1 protein-coding gene is annotated in these 1,055 nt (G+C 72.0%); it reads left to right on the forward strand.

Translation table 11 applies throughout. From position 1 onward, the window contains the following. Nucleotides 1-223 precede the first annotated feature (223 nt). A partial coding sequence (locus ACFWVD_RS28945) for a DEAD/DEAH box helicase (RefSeq protein ID WP_379248109.1) occupies nucleotides 224-1,055 on the forward strand: 832 nt, incomplete at its 3' end.

Consider the following 1,055-nt stretch of genomic DNA (forward strand, 5'->3'; position numbering starts at 1 on the left):
GTTCGGCCGGGCTGTGCAGGGTGATCTGGGGTCCGGTGGCGGCACCGGACGGGTTGATGGAGGGCCGGTCGGACGGGATGCGCGATTCGTGGTTGTTCGTCATGCCACGAAGGTCCCGCGCATGATCCGATCCCGAAAGCCCTGTGGATAACTCCCCGCGCTGCTGTCCACAGGCCCACAGCCGCATTGGCGCGATGTCGGAGGCATCAGGTTGCATGGGGGCATGAACGCAGACCTGAGGTCATCGGCCGACTCCGTACTAGCCCGTCTCGTGGGCGACCCCACGGGCGCCGCCAGGCTGCGCGAGGACCAGTGGCGGGCGATCGAGGCCCTGGTGGCGCACAAGCGGCGGGCCCTGGTGGTGCAGCGCACCGGCTGGGGCAAGTCGGCGGTGTACTTCGTCGCGACCTCGCTGCTGCGGGCGAGCGGCGCCGGCCCCACCGTGATCGTCTCCCCGCTCCTCGCCCTGATGCGCAATCAGGTCGAGGCCGCGGCGCGGGCCGGCATCCGTGCCCGCACCATCAACTCCGCCAATCCCGAGGAGTGGGAGGGGATCCAGGCCGAGGTCGCGGCCGGCGAGGTCGACGTCCTGCTGGTCAGCCCGGAGCGGCTCAACAACCCCGACTTCCGGGACCAGGTCCTGCCCAAGCTGTCCGCCGCCACCGGCCTGCTCGTGGTGGACGAGGCGCACTGCATCTCCGACTGGGGTCACGACTTCCGCCCCGACTACCGCCGGCTGCGCACCATGCTGGCCGATCTGCCGCCGGGCGTTCCGGTGCTCGCCACGACCGCCACGGCCAACGCCCGTGTGACCGCCGACGTCGCCGAACAGCTGGGCACCGGGGCCGGCACCGACGCCCTGGTGCTGCGCGGCCCGCTGGACCGGGAGAGCCTGAGCCTGGCGGTGCTGACCCTGCCCGACGCGGCGCACCGGCTGGCCTGGCTCGCCGACCACCTCGGCGACCTCCCCGGCTCCGGAATCATCTACACGCTGACCGTGGCGGCCGCCGAAGAGGTCACCACGTACCTGCGCCACCGCGGCCACACCGTGTCCT

This window comes from Nocardia sp. NPDC058666 (assembly GCF_042714895.1).
Classification (GTDB): Bacteria; Actinomycetota; Actinomycetes; order Mycobacteriales; family Mycobacteriaceae; genus Nocardia.